At 43.7% G+C, this 15,501-nt stretch carries 12 protein-coding genes; 6 read left to right on the top strand and 6 right to left on the bottom strand.

Annotated features, from left to right (window positions below; all coding sequences use genetic code 11):
* Positions 1-18 precede the first annotated feature (18 nt).
* The 3 genes from D464_RS0109905 to D464_RS13845 all read left to right on the top strand — a co-directional run bounded on the left by D464_RS0109905 (position 19) and on the right by D464_RS13845 (position 2,572).
* Positions 19-1,302: a Na+/H+ antiporter NhaC family protein gene (locus D464_RS0109905; RefSeq protein WP_004383196.1), complete on the top strand. Its 1,284-nt coding sequence runs from the start codon at positions 19-21 to the stop codon at positions 1,300-1,302.
* Between the two features lie 21 nt (positions 1,303-1,323).
* Positions 1,324-2,139, top strand: coding sequence for a hypothetical protein (locus D464_RS0109900; RefSeq protein WP_018911266.1), 816 nt, complete (start codon positions 1,324-1,326; stop codon positions 2,137-2,139).
* Positions 2,140-2,338: 199 nt separating this feature from the next.
* Positions 2,339-2,572, top strand: a complete 234-nt coding sequence (locus D464_RS13845; RefSeq protein ID WP_081618129.1) for a LacI family transcriptional regulator — start codon at positions 2,339-2,341, stop codon at positions 2,570-2,572.
* Between the two features lie 113 nt (positions 2,573-2,685).
* On the opposite strand, the gene D464_RS0109895 is transcribed toward D464_RS13845, so the two are convergent.
* Together D464_RS0109895 and proS are read right to left on the bottom strand one after the other, a co-directional pair.
* On the bottom strand, positions 2,686-3,621 hold the full coding sequence (locus D464_RS0109895; RefSeq protein WP_018911265.1) for a hypothetical protein: 936 nt from the start codon (positions 3,619-3,621) through the stop codon (positions 2,686-2,688).
* 96 nt (positions 3,622-3,717) lie between these two features.
* Entirely contained in the window at positions 3,718-5,199 is a 1,482-nt protein-coding gene (proS, locus tag D464_RS0109890; RefSeq protein ID WP_018911264.1) for a proline--tRNA ligase, read from the bottom strand.
* A 233-nt stretch (positions 5,200-5,432) separates the two neighbouring features.
* Between proS and D464_RS0109885 the strand changes: the two genes are divergently transcribed.
* From D464_RS0109885 to D464_RS0109875, 3 genes are all read left to right on the top strand, one after another.
* Complete coding sequence (locus D464_RS0109885) at positions 5,433-6,110, top strand: OmpA family protein (protein ID WP_026284683.1); 678 nt, start codon at positions 5,433-5,435, stop codon at positions 6,108-6,110.
* A gap of 774 nt (positions 6,111-6,884) precedes the next feature.
* Positions 6,885-7,190, top strand: coding sequence for a DUF6078 family protein (locus tag D464_RS12675; RefSeq protein WP_018911263.1), 306 nt, complete (start codon positions 6,885-6,887; stop codon positions 7,188-7,190).
* A 141-nt stretch (positions 7,191-7,331) separates the two neighbouring features.
* Positions 7,332-8,555: a VapE domain-containing protein gene (locus tag D464_RS0109875; protein WP_018911262.1), complete on the top strand. Its 1,224-nt coding sequence runs from the start codon at positions 7,332-7,334 to the stop codon at positions 8,553-8,555.
* A gap of 135 nt (positions 8,556-8,690) precedes the next feature.
* Here the strand turns inward: D464_RS0109875 and D464_RS0109870 are convergent, their stop codons facing one another.
* The 4 genes from D464_RS0109870 to D464_RS14105 form a co-directional block, all read right to left on the bottom strand.
* On the bottom strand, positions 8,691-10,424 hold the full coding sequence (locus tag D464_RS0109870; protein ID WP_018911261.1) for a phosphoethanolamine transferase: 1,734 nt from the start codon (positions 10,422-10,424) through the stop codon (positions 8,691-8,693).
* Positions 10,425-10,862: 438 nt separating this feature from the next.
* A complete protein-coding gene (locus D464_RS0109865) occupies positions 10,863-11,294 on the bottom strand; it encodes a Fur family transcriptional regulator (RefSeq protein ID WP_018911260.1) in 432 nt (143 codons plus the stop codon).
* Positions 11,295-11,686: 392 nt separating this feature from the next.
* Complete coding sequence (locus tag D464_RS0109860; protein WP_018911258.1) at positions 11,687-12,631, bottom strand: PorV/PorQ family protein; 945 nt, start codon at positions 12,629-12,631, stop codon at positions 11,687-11,689.
* A gap of 10 nt (positions 12,632-12,641) precedes the next feature.
* Positions 12,642-15,494: a S8 family serine peptidase gene (locus D464_RS14105; RefSeq protein WP_018911257.1), complete on the bottom strand. Its 2,853-nt coding sequence runs from the start codon at positions 15,492-15,494 to the stop codon at positions 12,642-12,644.
* Positions 15,495-15,501: the final 7 nt, after the last annotated feature.

The following is a 15,501-nucleotide window of genomic DNA, read 5'->3' as shown; positions in this document are numbered from 1 at the left end:
TATTAAATTAGAAACAGAATGATCAATCATAAAAAAGGGTTATTAGCACTAAGCCCGTTGCTTGTCTTCATCCTACTTTACTTAGTCACTTCGATCGTATCGGGCGACTTCTACAAGGTACCCATTACTGTTGCTTTTATGGTGGCAAGCATCTTTGCCATCATAATGTCGGGTGGCTACCCTCTTAATAAGCGTATCGAGATATACAGCAAAGGCGCAAGTACGGACAACATGATGATGATGTTGTGGATATTTGTACTAGCGGGAGCATTCGCAAATGCCGCTAAGCAGATGGGAAGTATCGATGCCACGGTCAACATGACACTGTCAGTTCTACCGAGCAATATGCTCCTTGCGGGCTTATTCCTTGCTTCTTGCTTCATTTCGATAAGCATTGGTACGAGCGTGGGAACCATCGTTGCACTCGCACCCATTGCTGCCGGCATAGCCAGCTCGACAGGTTCTTCCATGCCATTTGTCGTTGCTGTGGTCGTTGGCGGTAGTTTCTTTGGCGATAACCTGTCGTTTATCAGTGATACAACGGTCGTTGCTACACGCACACAAGAGTGTAAGATGGCTGATAAGTTTCGTGTTAATTTCTTCATCGTAGCCCCTGCTGCCCTCCTTATCCTTGCTGCTTACGTCTTCTTGGGATGGGATATTCACACATTGGCAGCCACTCCCTCGGTAAGTTACTATAAGATCATACCTTACATGGCGGTGCTTATCTGCGCCGTATTCGGTATGAACGTGATGGCGGTACTGACCATTGGTCTTGTCCTGACAGGCGTTATTGGCATTGCAGATGGCACCTACGACGTGTACGGATGGCTCTCCAGTATGGGCAACGGAATCACCGGTATGGGCGAGTTAATCATCATTACGATGATGGCGGGCGGTTTGCTTGAGATGATAAGGGCTAATGGTGGTATTGAATACATCATCCGCATCATCACACAGCACGTTAGTAGTAAGCGAGGAGCAGAACTCACGATAGCCTTTCTGGTGTCTCTTGTGGACGTATGTACGGCTAATAACACCGTAGCCATCCTCACCGTGGGAGGTATATCGAAGCAGATTGGCGATAAATACGGCGTTGATAAACGCAAAGCAGCGAGTATTCTCGATACTTTCTCATGTGCTGCGCAAGGCTTAATACCCTACGGGGCGCAGCTCTTAATGGCTGCCGGACTGGCAAAGATAAACCCTGTCAGCATTGTACCTTACTTATATTACCCCTTCTTGATAGGTATTTTTGCCCTCTTATCCATCCTCTTCCGTTATCCAAGGAGGTATTCTTAATGTCAATAATATTCAATCATTATGGACGTCATACAGCGTAACTTCTTCCGTATTCTAAGCTCTGGTGCCTTCGGAACACAGTCGAGTATTGAACCTATGTCACCCTTCAAGTGGCGCAGACTCATGCAGATGGTGGAGGCACAACAGGTTACTTCCATTTTTATTAATGGTATTGCGGCTCACAGCATGGATGAGGGTCTGAACCTCCCAGACGCTATCATCGCCGAACTAAGGACGAAGATGGGGGATAGCAAGACGCTGACAGCGAAAGTTCCAAAGGTCGTTCGCCTTAGTAACTCTCTGTTGAATAGGAGGTTGAAGAAGCTCATCTACAACGAACTGCATAGTATTGACACCTCCGTTGAGGCTTTGGATATATTGAAGCTCATCGTCGCTAACTCAGATGCAATGCTCAATCGAGGCATGAATCTGGGGGGAATAATCACCATCGGACAGTACTTGAGGATGCGAGGAGACAAGGTGGACTTTGTGAAACTGGACTCTTGGTTGACCCACCTACAGCTTCAGTCGATGGCAGAACTGCAAGGGAACATCCTCATCTCGGTCTTTGGTTTTGAGGAAGATGAGCTTCCGTTCGTCAAGAAATATGACAAGAAAGCCTACGAACTGACGCTTCGTAGCATTTCCGACTTGGCTAAAGACACTGCACAGGAGTGGCATTTCAAACAGAATTCGGCAGGTTTCGTGCGGAATAATGGTGCCGTCTTGCGTCGTAACCTGCGTCGCAGCGTGCGTTATATGGGCTATGCTCCCGTGGAAACCATTAGTAACTTCGCTAACAACTTCGTGCGTAGTCTGTCGGAGATAGAGGAGTAGGAGCATCCAAGAGAAGCCCCTCTTTTAGTTCAAAATTCATAATGCATAATTCAAAATTATGATTAGGTAGAGTGGACGAGTTGATAGTTGACAAGTAAACGAGTTGTTTGTTCAGTGCAATAGATCACTACAAAGTAGGGACAGACGCCCTCGTCTGTCCGCTCCAACATTCCACCTTACATTATAAGCATTCTCCCTTATGCGGACAGACGAGGGCGTCTGTCCCTACATTGTGGGGATGCTTCTATTTAAAGAGGGCGTTTCTTCATATCGAAGAGAGGCTTTCCTCACATCGAAGAAACGCCCTCTTCAAAGTGAAGAAGGCGTCTCTTTGTTTTTAGTTCTGCTATTCCAGCTAACAAGGTACAGCTTTGCTACACAGAAATTATATTACACGAGCATTCCTGCACAGCCTTACTTCAAACAGAACTAATCATAATTTTGAATTATGAATTATGAATTTTGAATTAAAGAAGACCTTTCCCTAACTCCCTTCCATGAGGCGTTTCCCCCCTTGGAGGAGGTTAGGTGGGGTTTCGAGGGGCTTTACTTCCAACTATGCTCGCCCAACTTAAACTCGCCTTTACCCTTTACATCCATCCCCATGAGCTTCATTCTCGACTCCGTGGTATAGTCATTTACCCAAAAAGAAGGGGTGAAATGATAGGTGTCAGTGGCGTTATAAGTGATAGTAGTCATACCCATTGCTCTCATCTGCGACCAGTTCTTTTCAATCTGCGAAACGGCATCGTCGCCTACTCCAAACTTCTTCATATTACCGATGAGGAAGCCCTTTACGTCATCTTCTGACATGTTCGCTTTGACCTTACCCACGATGGTGAGCATTCCAAGGATTTGGTTGACATCATAAGAGGTAGTGGTCTTCATGCCCTGAACCGACTTATCTTCTTGATCGCCAGTCTTCAATGTCTTGCCATAGAGACTGAATACTGTTTGCTCCTTAACATACTCTGTTATGAACTCTTCTGTGAGTGTGTTACTAAGCGCCATGAGCATGTTCATCTTTGGATTAACCTTTTCGATCTCTGGGTTCTTGGCGTATAATGAATCAATCTTAGCTATGCCAGTCTTACTCATCTTGCCCACTGCTTCCTCGGAATTAAGCAACTTCTTGAGAGCTCCATTCTTATCGGTTTGATAGAGCAGAGGTACGTCGTTCAGCATTGTCAATAGCTGTCCACCCCCCTGCTGGAGTGCTGTCTCATCACCATCTACCTTTAAATCGGAGAAGAGGAGTTCGATCTGATAGCCCTCGGCATTGGCTTCCTTCACATCGACATGCAGCTTACTTGTCACGTTGGCGGTCAGTGTTTTGCCTTGCATCATACTTGCCAAATCAATGTTTGCAGTATATTCATAGGTAGCTTTATCGCCCTTATTAAAGTTCGCTTTGATGAGCGTTTGCGCCTGTAAAGCTACTGCTGTGAATAAGAGAACGAATGTTAGAAATGTCTTTTTCATACGCTTTTGGTTTTTAGTGAATAGAATATTAATATTGTAAAAAGCAATTCTCTCCAACCCAAGAAGTTGATTCCTCGGATTGGAGACAATATTTTTTTAATATGATCTTGCGATGATAACGCGATATTTAGCAGGCTTTCCACTTACCATATCAACGCCCGGTGTCTGTTCAAACATGTATGGGACGCAACGGATAGTGGCTTGTGTATCCTCCTTGATCTTGGCTTCTGTCTCTTCAGTTCCATCCCAATGACAGAGGAAGAAACCGCCATCTTTCACCTTCTCCTTAAACTCTTCGTAGTTGTCGCATTCGTAGATATGCGAGTCACGGAACGCCTTTGCCTTATGGAAGATATTGTCTTGAATGTCTTCAAGAAGGGCTTTAACGCGCTCGACAATACCATCGAAACTAACGCTCTCCTTCTCTAATGTGTCACGACGCATGAGCTCGATTGTATTGTTCTCAAGGTCACGTCCACCCATTGCAAGGCGCACTGGAACACCTTTCAACTCATAGTCAGCGAACTTAAAGCCCGGTCGCTTGTTGTCAGTATCATCGTATTTAACAGTGATACCAAGCTCACGAAGACTATCAATGACGGGTTGTAGCTTTGCAGTTAACTCTTTCAACTGCTCTTCGCCTTTGAAGATTGGAACGATAACAACCTGTATTGGCGCAATCTTCGGTGGTAGAACGAGTCCGTTATCATCGGAGTGTGTCATAATGAGAGCACCGATCAAGCGTGTACTAACGCCCCATGAGGTAGCCCAAACATATTCTGGCTTGTTGTCTTTATTTAGGTAGGTAACATCGAAAGACTTAGCAAAGTTCTGACCAAGGAAGTGTGATGTACCACTCTGCAGGGCCTTTCCGTCTTGCATCATAGCCTCGATAGTGTAGGTGTCCAAAGCACCTGCAAAGCGTTCAGTCTCACTCTTTACACCCTGAACGACAGGCACGGCGAGCCACTTCTCAGCGAAGTCGGCATAGACATGAAGCATTGTTTGTGCCTCTTTCTCGGCCTCTTCACGGGTAGCGTGTGCCGTGTGTCCCTCTTGCCAAAGGAACTCGGATGTACGCAAGAAGGGGCGCGTGCGCATCTCCCAACGCATCACATTACACCACTGGTTACACATCAAGGGCAGGTCACGCCATGAGTGAATCCAGTTCTTATAGGTGTTCCAAATAATCGTTTCACTCGTTGGACGGATGATTAACTCCTCTTCCAACTTAGCATTAGGGTCAACTTCAACGGCATTACCATCGTCAGTTGCCTTCAAACGATAGTGTGTGACTACAGCGCACTCCTTAGCGAATCCCTTTACATGTTCAGCCTCTCTTGATAGGAAACTCTTAGGAATAAGGAGGGGGAAATAGGCATTCTGCACACCAGTCTCCTTGAACATCTTATCGAGTTGAGCCTGCATCTTCTCCCAAATAGCGTATCCGTAAGGCTTGATAACCATACATCCACGGACTGCAGATTGCTCTGCTAAGTCGGCTTTGATTACCAAGTCGTTGTACCATTGAGAGTAGTTTTCAGCTCTCTTGGTCATGTGTTTTAGTTCTTTTGCCATATATCTATAATCTTCAAAATGCTTGTTTTAGGGAAAAGCCACTTTCATTTAGGCATTTCCCCACCCTTTTAAGGAGTATAATGTCTATCTTTGTGCAAAATTACAAAAAATAGTTTGCAAAAGACCCAATACTGCAATAATTGTTTAACTTTGCATGGATTAAAGGAGAACTGACCATCAGATTAATTGCAGGAAAGGCAAAAGAGGATTATCACATTATAATATATATAGTTATGAAGAATATGAAAATGATGGCAGCAGGGCTGTGTGTGCTCTCTGTCGTAAGCTGTCAAACAAAGCAAGGAACAGGAACATTGATCGGTGGTGGTGCTGGTGCAGTACTCGGCGGCATCGTTGGTCAGATCATAGGAAAGAATGGTAAGAGTACAGCCATAGGTGCTGCTATTGGTGGCGCAGTAGGTGCTGGCGCTGGAGCTATCATCGGTCGCCACATGGATAAAGTGGCTCGTGAGGCTGCACAACAGCTTCCTAACGCCAGTGTTGACAAGGTTACGGATGCTAACGGACTTGAGTGTGTGAAGGTAACATTCGATTCTGGTATCCTATTCCCACTCAATGGTTCTGACTTGAATGCAGCTGCTAAGAACGATCTAACGAAGTTGGCAGGTCTTATGAAGCGTAATTCAAACTGTGACGTGGCTATCCAAGGTTACACAGATGCCTCTGGTAACGACAAGATTAACATCCCATTGTCTCAGCGTCGTGCGTCTTCTGTATCTTCTTACTTGCAGAATCAAGGTGTAACAAGCCGTCAGATTCGTTCGGTAGAAGGCTTCGGAAGCCAGAACCCTATCGAAAATAAAACTGTAAGTCAGAAGAACCGCCGTGTAGAAGTGTATCTATATGCATCCCAAGAGATGGTTCGCCAGGCAAACAACGGTACTCTGTAAATATTAAATCATTAGTTTGAACATAGGTTATTAGTGGTGGGAGCCATCACTAATAACCATTTTAAAACATAAACTATTCGATTAGAAAGCACCCGTTCGCAGGCGATTTCTATCGTTTTATAACCGATAGATAGGGCTTAGCTAATACGGAAGAATATCCTTTAAAAGAGTGATTTCCGATGTGAATAGCTAATAAAGCATAGTAGGAGAAGAACTGTTTTGTTCCCCTCCTACTTCTTTTCATTAAACCATTAAATAAGTAATGCGTCAGCTCTGGAAGCTGTAAATAATTAATACTATTAGATTCTAAACGATCTTATGGATTTTCCTTTAAGCGAAAGCAGTTACTTAAATATTTCTGTTGAAGTTATATAGGAAATCTATAATGAAACTACAATAAGTTTAAAAAACAGTTGCTGTCATTTTTAACACTTGATATAGTAGATTGATTTACAATAAGTTATAACATAAAAAGTGTGACGGGAGTGACAGCAAATAAAAAATAACTTGCGAAAGACTTGACAAGGGGTACTTCGGTTTTGTATCTTTGCAAGCAGATAACAGGAGGATAACGGCACGTCGGGTGTGAATTATTACAGACGGTCATCACTATCCTTTGTAACTTTAATTCTTTAAACTAATCTATGTATGTGTACAGATTTTTCTAACATGCCCAAAGATTGGGCAGTGTGCTTTATGCACGATTGTATTGTTAAAGAGCAGTGCCTGCGCTATCACACAGGTAAGGCTCTCCCGAGTGAATAACATGCAGCATTGACGATTCTCCCTGCCGCTCGTTCTGACAATAACTGTCAGGAGTTCCGTGCGATGAGAACGGAACAGTTAGCATGGGGCTTTTCTCATCTTTTCGACGATGTGAAGTGCGGTGACTATCGTCCTCTACGTCGCGCTCTGGAGGACTATTTCGGAAGTCGTTTTGTGTACTATCGTTATCATCGAGGCTTTAATAAATTGCATAAAGAAGAGCAACAATGGATAGACCAACTCTTCCAAAGTTATGGCTATTCTGCCCCACGTATGTATGAAAACTATCAAACGAGCTATGTGTTTGATGTATAGAAATAAGATGTGTTGAGCCTTGACACTACCTGTGTTTACTATGAACACTATTCGTTTTGAGGCATGACACAAGAGATTTCCTCGTAATTTGGAGTTGTAATTTAGTACTCTCTTTGTTAAACAAAATAATTATTATGAACTATGAAAAGTAAGAATCTTAAAAATGTAAAGGCTGAAAATCAGCGTAATCGAAAGGCGGATAAAATGAAACATGATGTTACCCGTCGGCTTCTTGACTATCTTGAGCGGAAGTATGAGATGCGATATAATACAGCTTTAGGATGTACTGAAATCCGAAAGGCTAACAGCAGCGAACCATTTGCGCCTGCTGATGATCGAGTACGCAATACTTTGGCTATCAAGGCACGCCTCGATGGTATTGATGTATGGGACAAGGATATACGAAGATACACAGAATCGAGATTTGTCAAGACTTTTAATCCCGTGGACGCCTTTCTCAAACGACTGAAAGGACAATGGGATGGGAAAGACCATATCGGTGCTTTGGCAGGCTGTGTGCCCAATGATAATGCACGATGGGGAGATTGGTTTCACACGTGGTTTCTTGCAATGGTAGCACAGTGGATGGGGCTGGACGCTACGCATGGGAACAGTGTGGCACTGCTACTCATCTCGCGACAGGGATATAAGAAGTCAACCTTCTGCAAACGTCTTCTACCTAAGGAGTTGCAGTGGGGATATAATGACAATCTTGTCATCAGTGAGAAACAGAATACGCTACGTGCTATGAGTCAGTCATTATTGATAAATATTGACGAATTTAATGCACTGTCTGCCAAGACGCAAGAGGGATTCTTGAAGAATATCATGCAGCTTGCAAACATCAAACTCCGCCAACCTTACCGTCAACAACAGGTTACGCTACCACGTGTTGCCTCTTTCATTGCTACAGCAAATGTCTCGGATGTCTTCAGTGATCCCAGTGGCTGCCGCCGTTTTATAGCCGTTACTTTGACAAGCCCTATTCGCCTGCCCGAGCATATAGACTATGAGCAGCTTTATGCACAGGCTGTTGCCGAACTGGAGAGTGGAATGCGGTATTGGTTTAATGCGGTTGATACCCAAGTAATTATGGAAAATAATGTACAGTATCAGCAACATACTCCTGTTGAAGCACTCTTTTTTGATAGTTTCACCATCCCTAAAGACCTTGCCAAGGGAGCTTATATGACTGCTTCTTCCATCTTCACCCTGCTTCGCCAGCGATATGGTAGTCAGTTAAGCCTAACGAGCCTTTCTCATTTTGGGCGTATGCTTGCCAATATTCCGAATCTCCACAGTAAACATTCTTCACACGGTACGGAGTATTTAGTGGCGATACGGGATAGTGCGAAGCTAACCTAAGGAGTGGGGAATGAATTTTGAAGTTGCTGTCACTGCTGTCATGTACTGTCACATTGTAAGTGGCTTATAATGTGGAGTTTACATGAAGTGTTAAAAGTGACAGCAACTAAAAACAAAACTAAAACTCTTCTATTGCTATCTGTGCAAAGTCTGATCATAGTCAATGTTCCGCAAGACAAGGCGGTGGCGAGCATTGTTAAAGTACGGAGAGATGAGATTTCGTTCTGCTTTATAGTCTTTTGTTTTTATTCCAGCTAAATAGAATAGTAGGTGCGGGAGGTCATCAGTCATAAACTTATTGTTTCGAGCTTGCAGAGTTTCTATGAAGATTTTATGATGTTTACGCCTGTAAGTTGTTGAGCACCATATCCAGAAGGGAATCTCAAACTCCTCGTGATACTTTTTGATATCGATTTGTTCGGCTTCAGTTAGTCTGCCTGCCATCTGCGCATCTTTACAATAACAATCTTCTCCATGGTCAGATAGATAGATAACAATAGCCTCCTTGTCTTTGAATAGTTCGATTATCTTACTTAATACATAATCATTGTAAAGGGTTGCATTATCGTAATCTGCAATGGTTTGTTTCTCTTCCTTTGTAAGATCAGTACGTGGGTAATCATTTGTTCCGAACCTCTTCATATTGCTTTTACAGCGTAATGAATATTGGAAATGCTGCCCTAAAAGATGAAAGATAATCAGTTGTGACTTCTCTTTAATACCTATGTTTTTATAGTCATTTAAGAGTTCCTCATCGTATTCATGGATATTAGTATTCCTGTAATCAAACATCTGCTTGTTCAGTTGTGGGTGGTTTAAGAAGAAGCCACCAGAAAGATTATTCGTCCAATCGGGTGTGTAGTTGATTCCATACGGGAATTGGTTTGATAAGAAACTGACGTGATAACCAGCTTTCTTAAATACTGCCGGGAAGAGAGTGTAGTTGCTCCAATCGCCTTTTACACCAACAGATTGTAAAGAAAATATCTGCTTGAATACTCTACTTGTTAGATTCCAAGGGGAGACAACATCGGTAAATACAGCTAATGAATCCTTTCCTTTCATCAGAGCAAGTTGGCGAGGTGTTGTTGAAAGAGGGTAGCCGTACAATTGAGAATGGTGCCGATTGGCACTCTCACCTATGATAAGTACGATGATGGGGGACGTAAATTCGCATGAATTTACCCTTATCTGTCTATTAGCCATAATCACTCCATCCACCTGCTTTGCTATTAAACGATTGGAGTAAAGCCCATATACAACGCGTTCAACAGGATGGTAAATGTGTGCAAAGCCGTTAGTTACAGCTGCTTCCAGTTCTGACAAGTTCTTAGAAGAATAGAGTTGTACTTTATCATAAACGCTTAGACATGCCCCTATTACAAGTGTTAACATCAAAGCTGAGGCGATGAAAGGTTGCTTTAGATAATAGATTGGAATCTTCACCTTCCTTATAACCATAACAGCATGGCAAACTGCGAGTAAGACGATTACGTCAGCTACAGAATATAACAGCTCTGGTTTAAGATATTGAGAGAAGAACTCTGTTGCCTCCCTACCAGTAGTTTCTTGAGCTAAAAGAACCATGGTCGGTGTAATAGGAGTATCGAAAAGGGTCTTGCAACAGGCATCTATTATGGCTATCACATAAACGATACAGCTCAACATTACCTGCAATCCGTGATGTAATACTCGTGGGGAAAGGTTCAACAAGAAGCAAATGAAATATACATCAGCCGTCAGTTCCACATAACCAAATATGTTACGATGGCTTACATTCATAATGGCTCCTACTAACAACATAAACACGAAGAAAAGAGAATTCCTTTCTATCGGCTTTATGAGATTATCTATTAAGGTGCGTTTCATACTTATTTTGCTTTGCTAAATCCCCTTATTATGATGCTCATATTGTTTACTAAGTGCAAAGGTACAAAATAGTAGCAGTATTTTCAAACAATCCGACGCCTCATCTATTTGCTTCAGAGGGATTTAGGGAGGCTTTGATCCGAACGTTGAAGGGTGTATTTTGAATTTAAAAAGAGCCTTAAAAAGAAAGGACACACTCGGTAGAATCTGAATGTATCCTTATTTTATTTAATTCCATTAAACGATGAGAAAGAGCTGGGAATATGATCTAAAGTAACAGTTGTACAAGCCAATAGAGCCTACAGTATAGCGCACCTCATCCTTAGCCATCCCATGGATGGTAGCATGGAGAGCGTCAGAACCTTTCTTCTTAGACGACTTCTCACGATAGAGAAAACGAGTAAATTAGCTCCCAATAATCATTGAGTTAAGCACCTATTAGCTTACTCGTTTGTCCTCTTCCATAGCCTTTAGGCATGCTGGACAGATTCCCTTATAATATAGTTGGGTATCGTCAATGCGGAAGCCTTTACCGATCTCACCCGTATAACGAGGCATTTCCATAGCTTCGAAGTCGAACACCTTTTCGCAACGCTTGCAGAAGAAGTGAGCATGAGGATCGGTCACTCCATCATAACAAACACGATGTTCATCGATGGTGATCATCGATGCGGCATGGCGTTCGGACAGCATACGAAGAGTATTGTAAACCGTTGTTCGACTTACAGTTGGGAGCTGCTTCTTCAACGCCAAGAACACATCTTCGACCGTAGGGTGTGTGTGATGAGCCTGCAAATACTTCATAATTGCAACGCGTTGGATAGATGGGCGAATGCCCAAAGCGATAAGTTTATTGTATGCAGAATCCACTTTCTTTGTCTTTATTAAATGATTATTAAATGAGAGGAAATCAGTCAGAAGCAATCTTTTTCATCGTCTCTTATAGTCTCCTATACGCTATTTGCAAAGGTAATAAAATTATCAGAACTGGCAAGCAATAGCATTGGAAAAGATACAAAATATAGTTTTCTATAACGTATATCATCGCTTATCTCCATTTCTTTTAATGCTTTTTTCACATCGAAGAGAGGCTTCCTTCAATATGAAGCAAGGCTCTTCTCGCATGGAGAAGAGCCTTGCTTTGATTTATAAGAATTATCCTATTAAATCATTAGAGGTTATTATTTTATCTATACTATACATGCTATATCGATTGAAAATAGGCATATATAATTTCTGATTGATAGGCTTATTTGAGCTAATTAGAAGCTATAACCAAGTCCAACGATTAGTCCATTAATGCCATAATGCTTAAAGGCTTGTCGATAAGCAATGTCCAGTTTGAAGCCAGCCCATTGTCCCCCAGCACCAAAGGTGAACGCATCCGACCCTTTGTCAGCATGCTGATAGCCTACACGGGCAGACACGATACGGTTGTAAGTGTACTCCAAACCAGTTCCCACGAGGGTTTCGTGCGCATCTTTCGGTGTGAAATAGCGATACGAGAGGGCGTAAGTAAGCGCATGTTTAGGTGCAACTCCTACGCTCCAATCGCCTCCTATGACAAGAGAAGTGGGCAGACTTTGAGGAATACCAGTGTTGTCAAACTTCACATCTTTGCCGAAGTCCATCAATCGTGCGCCCACTGTTAATTTCGTTGGCATATCCTTTGCGAGGTTGAAGTCCGTTTGATAAGCAGCTCCCACACTGAAAGCTAAAGCGTTAGCACTCGTTTCGGCATGGGTACGAGCATAGGTTGCTGTGGCATAGACAGCCACTTCCTTTGTTATAGGAAACGAATAACCGAGATCGAGCGCAAGGTCATAAGGCTTTATTTCTTTCAGTCCGCCCATTGCAGCTATCGGTTGTATGGTCAGTCCACCCATGTACCTCACACCCGCCATGAGTGCTGAATGGTTTTTAAACTGATACCCCGTAGCAAGGTTATATTGCATGAGTCGCCCCTCATCTGTCTTTGGCTGTCCTGCTATTGACGCATCAATGGAGAACTGCTTATCACCATAAGTGAAGGTAGCAGGGTTGGTATAAATGTGCATCTGGCTCGTGTTGCCAAGCAGTGCACCTCCCATCGCCTCCGTGCGAGCGTTCGGGTTGGATTCGAGTACAGGTATAATCCTACTCTGTGCGGCTGTCTTCATCGTCATACCCATACTCAAGACGAGAAGAACTATTGTTATCTTCTTCATAAGTTACCGATTATTTCTTTATAAAAACGTGCTTACTTGTTAGACGATCCGTCGTTAGCAAGAGGTAATAAGTACCCGGTGCGAGGCGGTCGATACCGATCGTTATTTCATGAGTTCGGCTATCCGGCGTCATCGTCTGATCGATGAGTTTCTGCCCATGAAGCGATGTTACGATGGCTTTAACCTTAGTTACATTACTGCGCATAAGGGCTTTGATGTAACTGTGTGCAGGGTTCGGATAGATGACGTGAACGTCCGGTGCGTTCTTATCAGTTACTCTCACGAGAGCCGAAGTGGTTGTTCGTCTGCCGCCATCAACGGCTGTGATGGTGAGTTTCGCAAGTCCTTTCTGTCCCGGGGTGACGGTTAACTTGGTTCCATTAACAGCCACCTTTGCCACTTGTTCATTGTCGGAAGTAACGGTGAAGTGCATTGCTTGTCCGCTTGAAGCAGTGAATACGTGAGCAAGATCAAGGTTGAGTGCTTCGCCATTCGCAAACAACGAGATGTCACCAATAGGTCTTGTAAGTTCGGGGGCAGTGTGAGCAACGATCTCATAAGCGATAGTTTGCGTTGTTTTACCACCCAGTTGATCGGTGAGCGTGATATCAAACTGATATTTACCCTGTGCTCCTACCTTGATGAGCAAGTCGAAAGTATCACCGATACGCTTTAGCTCTACGCCTTGAGGAAGTGCTGTTGTTGTGTACGTCCAAGTGTGCCCATCCTCATCTTTCACAGGTAACATCTTATGATAGAAAGCCTGTGTATCAAGTAAGCGAAGGTTCTTTTCAATCATATCTGTGAATATTGGAGCATGGTTCAGACGTGTTTTAAAGCTCGTTGATACCTCTGCCGAACGATTGTTGAAGCGGTCGCGAGCAATCATCTTAACGACATAATCCATGTCAGTCTCCAGTCCTGTAAACTCTTGCTGCATCTCTGTTCCGACAGACATGTTATAAGAGAAGCGTGTAAAAGACTGAACAGGAGTGCTCAAGTCTGACTTCTTGAAGAGTTGAATATCGTATGCAAAGGCTGTGTGCTCATCGTTTAGAGCATCATTATCAGCCGTCACATTCCATGCGATGTTAGCATCGTAATAACCCTTTGTAGCATGTGAAGAATAGTCGGTGACAGTGATAGTTGGAGCTTCAGGAGCCTCTGTCTCTGGGTCAGAAAGCGCATAGAGCGCATCGATGTAACCGAGCCCCATCTTTCCAGCTAAGTTCGCATCCGTCTTTACCTCATAGGGACTCTTGGCTTTAAGCGCACCTAAGATGCGACGCCGAAGATCCTCATTTGTGAAGTTAGGATTCGTCTTTCCGAACTTAGATACTACAAGAGCTGCAATGCCCGTAACGTGTGGTGTCGCCATAGATGTACCTTGCGCAAAGGCATACTTATGGTCAGAGGGCAGCGTAAAGTCAGTATTGGGATAAGGACCAGTCATGCCTGATTCATAGTCAATAGGCACCGTGCTCAATACGCCCTGATTGACTGATCCAGCATCAGTTGTACCACCGGGAGCAAGTACATCGACCCATGGTCCCTTGTTCATATAGGCTGTTGGCACACCGAGACTATTGATTGCTCCAACCGCTACTACACGATTATAAGAGGCCGGAATCATATCAATGTCATATTGAGAGTCATTACCCGAAGCAAAGAAGATGAGACCACCTTTCATATAAGCATCAGGTTTCTTCTTTCCGTCTTTATCGCATCCAGCAACGTCAGTAAAGTAATTGATGCCATCTTTCAGTAGGTCGAATTGATTCTTGAAGATGGTTTGGAAGTTCTCATTATTAAGGTATTTCTTACGGTCGAAAGCGTATCCCCAAGAACAGTTCATTACTGATGCACCATTCTCGGCAGCAAATTCAAACGCCTTAACAATGTACTTTGTCGTTGCAGTCTCCGTTGTTCCGTCATGCCCATAGATCTCACAACTCATCAAGCGGACGCCCGAATTGGCATCACCATTACCACCAGCAATACCGCAAACTCCGATTCCGTTGTTGTTGCGAGCGGCGATGGTACCAGCTACGTGGGTACCATGAGCACCTGCAATGATATGATTCGGATTGTCTTGACCGGTCTCTTCTGCCCAGAAGTTACGCCCATGGATGGTCTCTCCCGTTTTAGGGTCTTTACCTTGCCAAGCTGCTCCTTCAAGGTCTTCATGTGTGAAGTCTATACCCGAATCCATCACAGCTACGACTACATGTGGGTCTCCCGTTTCTTTCTGCCAAGCAGGGAAAAGGTCTATATCAGCCCCAGGTTGGAACATTTGATATTGTTCTATGGTCGTGCTGTAATGCCATTGATATTTCAAGTAAGGGTCACTGAAAGAGAGAGGACCTTGTCCGTCATTGGCATCACGAAGTCTTCTTGGATTGATAGGAGAGCGTGTAGCAGGAGTGTAAGTCACTTCTGAAGGGACAATAGGAATGCTTCCGTGTACCTTTTCAATTGCTGGGTCGCGCTTGAGTTCATTAATCACTTCGGCTACATCTTTATCTTTGTCGAACTTGACAACGAACCATCTATCCAAGCCACGAGCCCTCTTGAGGTTTGCATACTCATTCGTCATGTCAAACACCTGTTCGACTTTCACGGTTGCATCATCAAGTATGGCGGCACGTGTAACACTCTGAGTTGCTGTGCGTGTAGTGGGTGATACGCTTGCTTTTAACTTGATATAAGCCATGCCGGGTTCCCATGGGAAGCTGTCATCGGAGGGCTTTGTAGTTGTCTGTTGATTGCTTGACTCAAGCATATCATCGTGACAGGACGTACAGAGTCCAGCGATGAGAGCCATGCTAATAACCGTTAGATATATATTTCTAAACTTTTTCATTGTGCGT

The organism is Prevotella veroralis DSM 19559 = JCM 6290 (assembly GCF_000377625.1).
Classification (GTDB): domain Bacteria; phylum Bacteroidota; class Bacteroidia; order Bacteroidales; family Bacteroidaceae; genus Prevotella; species Prevotella veroralis.
This window is presented reverse-complemented; position numbering and strand designations above follow the sequence as displayed.

Excerpts from the sequence above, each read along its gene's own strand:
- D464_RS0109905 (WP_004383196.1), top strand. The coding sequence starts at position 19 with ATGATCAATCATAAAAAAGGGTTATTAGCACTAAGCCCGTTGCTTGTC.
- D464_RS0109900 (WP_018911266.1), top strand. The coding sequence starts at position 1,324 with ATGGACGTCATACAGCGTAACTTCTTCCGTATTCTAAGCTCTGGTGCC.
- D464_RS0109885 (WP_026284683.1), top strand. The coding sequence starts at position 5,433 with ATGAAGAATATGAAAATGATGGCAGCAGGGCTGTGTGTGCTCTCTGTC.
- D464_RS0109870 (WP_018911261.1), bottom strand. The coding sequence starts at position 10,424 with ATGAAACGCACCTTAATAGATAATCTCATAAAGCCGATAGAAAGGAAT.
- D464_RS13845 (WP_081618129.1), top strand. The coding sequence starts at position 2,339 with ATGCGGACAGACGAGGGCGTCTGTCCCTACATTGTGGGGATGCTTCTA.
- proS (WP_018911264.1), bottom strand. The coding sequence starts at position 5,199 with ATGGCAAAAGAACTAAAACACATGACCAAGAGAGCTGAAAACTACTCT.
- D464_RS0109895 (WP_018911265.1), bottom strand. The coding sequence starts at position 3,621 with ATGAAAAAGACATTTCTAACATTCGTTCTCTTATTCACAGCAGTAGCT.
- D464_RS0109875 (WP_018911262.1), top strand. The coding sequence starts at position 7,332 with ATGAAAAGTAAGAATCTTAAAAATGTAAAGGCTGAAAATCAGCGTAAT.
- D464_RS0109860 (WP_018911258.1), bottom strand. The coding sequence starts at position 12,631 with ATGAAGAAGATAACAATAGTTCTTCTCGTCTTGAGTATGGGTATGACG.
- D464_RS14105 (WP_018911257.1), bottom strand. The coding sequence starts at position 15,494 with ATGAAAAAGTTTAGAAATATATATCTAACGGTTATTAGCATGGCTCTC.